Origin of the sequence: Micromonospora sp. AMSO12t (assembly GCF_008806585.1) — a bacterium.
Lineage (GTDB): Bacteria > Actinomycetota > Actinomycetes > Mycobacteriales > Micromonosporaceae > Micromonospora > Micromonospora reichwaldensis.
Map to the genome: position 1 here is coordinate 1 of NZ_WAAS01000378.1, position 4,819 is coordinate 4,819.

The following is a 4,819-nucleotide window of genomic DNA, read 5'->3' on the forward strand; positions in this document are numbered from 1 at the left end:
CCACCGCATCCCCAGCCGCCCGACCCGGTCCAAACGCAGGGACAGCGGCTGGGGATGCGGTGGGGTCAGGTCCGTCGGGTTTGGGTGAGGAGTCGGCGCAGGTGGGCCGGGGGGTGGCCGACGTGGTCCCGGACCACGCGGGTGAGGTGGGCCTGGTCGGCGAAGCCGTGCTCCGCCGCCACCGCGCGCAGCGGCCGCTCGTCCGACTCGGCGAGGGTGTCCAGCACCGCCCGGACCCGCAGCCGGTTGCGGTAGGCGGTGAGGCTGCTGCCGGTGACCCGGTGGAACACCCGGCTCAGGTGGTGCGGGGAGGCGCCCACCTCGCGGGCCACCTCGTCGAGGCTGAGCGAGTAGTCGCCGGCGGTGAGCACCTCGCGGGCCCGGTCGGCCAGGCGACGGTGGGCGGCCTGGGTGGCGGGTCGCCGGCTGACCGCGCGTGCCAGGTCCGTCCCCGGCTCGTCCCGGGCACCGGTACGGCTGAGCACCTCGTCGAGGAAGCGGTGCAGCCGTTCCGCCATCTCGAAGTGGTCCAGTCCCCGCCGGAACTCCGCGATGAGCATCCGGTGTGCCAGGTCGAGCGACGCGTCGGAGGTGCCCTCCCAGCCGGCGGTCTCCAGCCAGCGGGTCCCGTCCGGGCGTTCGGCCAGCACCGCCGGGTCGACCTCCAGGCAGGTGTACGAGTCGCCGCAGCCCAGCGGGTGGGACACGGACATCTCGTCGCCCGGCCGGGTGAGCAGCACCGAGGTGGCGTCCGAGAACGCCGTACGACCGTTGAGCCGCCGCCGGTACGCCCCCGACCGCCCGAGGATGAGGTTGTAGTTCAGCTCGATGGCCGGTGTCGTCCAGCCGTGGTTCTCGACGATGCAGCGGACCTCGTAGATGAGGATCCCGTCCGGGTGACCCAGCATCCGCCACCGGGCCGGCGTGGTCTTCCGGCGTGGGTCGCTGCCAGTTCCCTCAGGCATCCGTTCTCCCCCCGGGTGGCCCTGCGCCGATTGTCGACGATCCAACCTACGCGGGGGCGGTTCGTCCGACCGGAGAGATAGTGTCGACCAGTGGCCCCCCGTCCAGCCGGACGAGGGGTGATCGTCGTGTCCTCCCGCTGGAAGTGATCCCATGCTCACCGGTCTGTTCTCCGCCGCCCTGGCCGACCCGGGGCTGGCCCGGGCACGTGACCTGGCGCGCTCCGGTGCCGCGCAGGTCGACGGCCTCGACATCACCGCGCCGGCCGCGCTGCGCCCGTTCGCGGTCGCCGCGGTCGCCGCCGACCAGGCCGGCGACGGCGGGCCGGGCGGTGGCGCGGGTCGTCCGGTGCTCGCCGTGACCGCCACCACGCGGGAGGCCGACGACCTGGCCGCCGCGCTGGGCAGCCTGCTCCCGCCCGAGCAGGTGACGGTCTTCCCGTCGTGGGAGACGCTGCCGCACGAGCGCCTGTCGCCCCGCTCCGACACGGTCGGCCGTCGGCTGGCCGTGCTGCGCCGGCTCGCGCACCCCGGTTCGGCCGACGCGCACGGTCGCACCGGCCCGCTGCGGGTGGTCGTGGCGCCCGTCCGGTCGCTGCTGCAACCGCAGCTCAAGGGGCTCGGCGACCTGGAGCCGGTGCAGCTCGCCGCCGGGCAGGAGGCCGACCTGGAGGAGGTCGCCCGCCGGTTGACCGACATGGCGTACGGGCGGGTCGACCTGGTCACCAAGCGGGGCGAGTTCGCCGTGCGCGGCGGCATCCTCGACATCTTCCCGCCCACCGACGAGCATCCGTCGCGGGTCGAGTTCTGGGGCGACGAGGTGGAGGAGATCCGCACCTTCGCCGTCGCCGACCAGCGCACCATCGAGCAGGTGCCGCAGCTGTGGGCGCCGCCGTGCCGGGAGCTGCTGCTCACCCCGTCGGTGCGCAAGCGGGCCGCCGCCCTCGCCGAGGAGCACCCGGAGCTGGCGGAGATCCTCGACAAGCTGGCCGAGGGCATCCCGGTGGAGGGCATGGAGTCCCTGGCCCCGGCGCTGATCGGCGCCGACTCGATGGAGCTGCTGCTGGACGCCATGCCGGCCGGCACCCACGTGCTCCTGTGCGACCCGGAGCGGATCCGCACCCGGGCGCACGACCTGGTGCGTACCTCCGACGAGTTCCTCCAGGCGAGCTGGGCCGCGGCCGCCGTCGGTGGCCAGGCCCCCGTCGACCTCGGCGCCGCCGCCTTCCGGACCCTGGGCGACGTACGCGCCGTCGCGGCGAAGCTGCGCCAGCCCTGGTGGACGCTGTCGCCGTTCGGGCTCGTGGAGGCCGAGGCCGCCCCGGCGCGGCAGCCCTGGGAGGACGGGCCGGAGGCGTACGACGTCACTCCCGACGACGCGATCGCGGTGACCCTCTCCGCGCAGCCGGCCCCGCTCTACCACGGCGAGACCGCCCGGGTGGTCGAAGACCTCAAGCGCTGGACCGGCGAGGGCTGGTCGGTCGCGCTGGTCTTCGAGGGGCACGGCCCCGCCCAGCGGGCGGTGGAGGTGCTCCGCGACGCGGGCCTCGGCGCGCGGCTGACCGAGGAGATCCCGACCGCGCCCGCCCCCGGTGAGGTGCTGGTCGCCTGCGGCAGCCTGACCGGCGGCTTCGTCGACGAGGCGTCCAGGTTCGTGCTGCTCACCGGCAACGACGTCACCGGCGGGCGGGGCACCTCGACCCGCGACATGCGCAAGATGCCGAGCCGACGGCGCAACACCATCGACCCCCTGGAGCTCAAGGCCGGCGACCACGTCGTGCACGAGCAGCACGGCATCGGCCGCTATGTCGAGCTGGTGCAGCGCACCGTCAACGGGGCGTCGCGGGAATACCTGGTCATCGAGTACGCCCCGAGCAAGCGTGGCCAGCCCGGGGACCGGCTCTTCGTCCCCACCGACCAGCTCGACCAGCTCTCCCGCTACGTCGGCGGCGAGCAGCCCACCCTGCACAAGATGGGCGGCTCGGACTGGCAGAAGTCCAAGGCCCGGGCCCGCAAGGCGGTCAGGGAGATCGCCGCCCAGCTCATCCAGCTCTACGCGGCCCGCAAGGCGTCCAAGGGGCACAACTTCGGCCCCGACACGCCGTGGCAGCGGGAGCTGGAGGACGCCTTCCCGTGGCAGGAGACGCCGGACCAGCTCGCCGCGATCGAGGAGGTCAAGCGGGACATGGAGCAGACCGTCCCGATGGACCGGCTGATCTGCGGCGACGTCGGCTACGGCAAGACGGAGATCGCCGTCCGGGCGGCGTTCAAGGCGGTGCAGGACGGCAAGCAGGTGGCGGTGCTGGTGCCCACCACGCTGCTGGTGCAGCAGCACTACAACACGTTCGCCGAGCGGATGAGCCAGTTCCCGGTGACCATCCGGCAGCTCTCCCGCTTCCAGACGCCGAAGGAGGCGGAGCAGGCCCTGGAGATGGCCGCCGCGGGCACCGCCGACATCGTCATCGGCACCCACCGGCTGCTCCAGGCCGCCACCCGGTTCAAGTCGCTCGGCCTGGTCATCGTCGACGAGGAGCAGCGCTTCGGCGTCGAGCACAAGGAGCACCTGAAGACGATGCGTGCCTCGGTCGACGTGCTGAGCATGTCGGCCACCCCGATCCCGCGCACGCTGGAGATGGCGATCACCGGCATCCGGGAGATGTCGACAATCGCCACCCCGCCGGAGGAGCGGCACCCGGTACTCACCTTCGTCGGGGCGCACGACGAGCGGCAGGTGGCCGCCTCCATCCACCGCGAGCTGCTCCGCGACGGGCAGGTCTTCTACCTGCACAACCGGGTCGAGTCGATCGACCGGACGGCCCGGAAGCTCCGCGAGCTGGTGCCCGAGGCGCGGGTCGCGGTGGCGCACGGCCAGATGGGCGAGGAGGCCCTGGAAAAGGTCATGGTCGGCTTCTGGGAGAAGGAGTTCGACGTGCTGGTCTGCACCACGATCGTGGAGTCCGGCATCGACATCCCCAACGCCAACACCCTGATCGTGGAGCGGGCCGACCTGCTCGGCCTGGCCCAGCTGCACCAGATCCGCGGCCGGGTCGGCCGGGGCCGGGAGCGGGCGTACGCCTACTTCCTCTACCCGCCGGAGAAGCCACTCACCGAGCACGCCCACGAGCGGCTGGCGACCATCGCCCAGCACACCGAGCTGGGCGCCGGCATGTACGTGGCGATGAAGGACCTGGAGATCCGGGGCGCCGGCAACCTGCTCGGCGGCGAGCAGTCCGGGCACATCGAGGGCGTCGGCTTCGACCTGTACGTGCGGATGGTCGGCGAGGCGGTCTCCGCGTTCAAGGGCGAGCGCCCGGAGGAGGAGACCGAGGTCAAGGTCGACCTGCCGGTCGACGCCCACCTGCCGCACGACTACGTCGCCGTGGAGCGGCTGCGCCTGGAGATGTACCGCAAGCTCGCCGAGGCCCGCGACGCCGACCGGCTGAGCGAGGTGGTGGCCGAGATGACCGACCGCTACGGCGAGCCGCCCGCGCCGGTGCAGAACCTCGTCGCCGTGGCCCGGTTCCGGCTGCTGGCCCGCCGCTACGGCCTGACCGACGTCTCCATGCAGGGCAAGCACATCCGGTTCGGTCCGCTGCCGCTGCCCGACTCGAAGCAGCTGCGGCTCAAGCGCTACCACCCCGACTCGGTCTACAAGCAGGCGCTCGACCAGGTCAGCGTGCCCCGGCCCAGCACCCGGCGGGTGGGCGGCGAGCCGCTGCGCGACCAGGCCCTGCTGGAGTGGTGCGCCCAGTTGCTCAAGGACGTCCTGGGCGAGCCGGCGACGGCGGGAGCCGCCGCGCGGTGAGTGGCGGTCGAGGATGGCTGACCGGCAGCCGGCGGGTGAGCAGGGGGTGGGG

General features: G+C 73.2%; 2 protein-coding genes. One reads left to right on the plus strand and one right to left on the minus strand.

Annotated elements, in window-relative coordinates; translation table 11 throughout:
- Nucleotides 1-65 precede the first annotated feature (65 nt).
- The gene (locus tag F6X68_RS30700; protein WP_192581608.1) at nt 66-965 is read right to left on the minus strand and encodes an AraC family transcriptional regulator; all 900 of its coding nucleotides are present in this window, start codon (nt 963-965) and stop codon (nt 66-68) included.
- 151 nt (nt 966-1,116) lie between these two features.
- Between F6X68_RS30700 and mfd the strand changes: the two genes are divergently transcribed.
- A complete protein-coding gene (gene mfd / locus F6X68_RS30705) occupies nt 1,117-4,767 on the plus strand; it encodes a transcription-repair coupling factor (protein ID WP_151457522.1) in 3,651 nt (1,216 codons plus the stop codon).
- The last annotated feature ends 52 nt before the right edge of the window (nt 4,768-4,819 follow it).

What these genes read in the sequence shown, in the direction of transcription:
- F6X68_RS30700 (WP_192581608.1), bottom strand. Translation starts at nt 965, where the DNA reads ATGCCTGAGGGAACTGGCAGCGACCCACGCCGGAAGACCACGCCGGCC.
- mfd (WP_151457522.1), top strand. Translation starts at nt 1,117, where the DNA reads ATGCTCACCGGTCTGTTCTCCGCCGCCCTGGCCGACCCGGGGCTGGCC.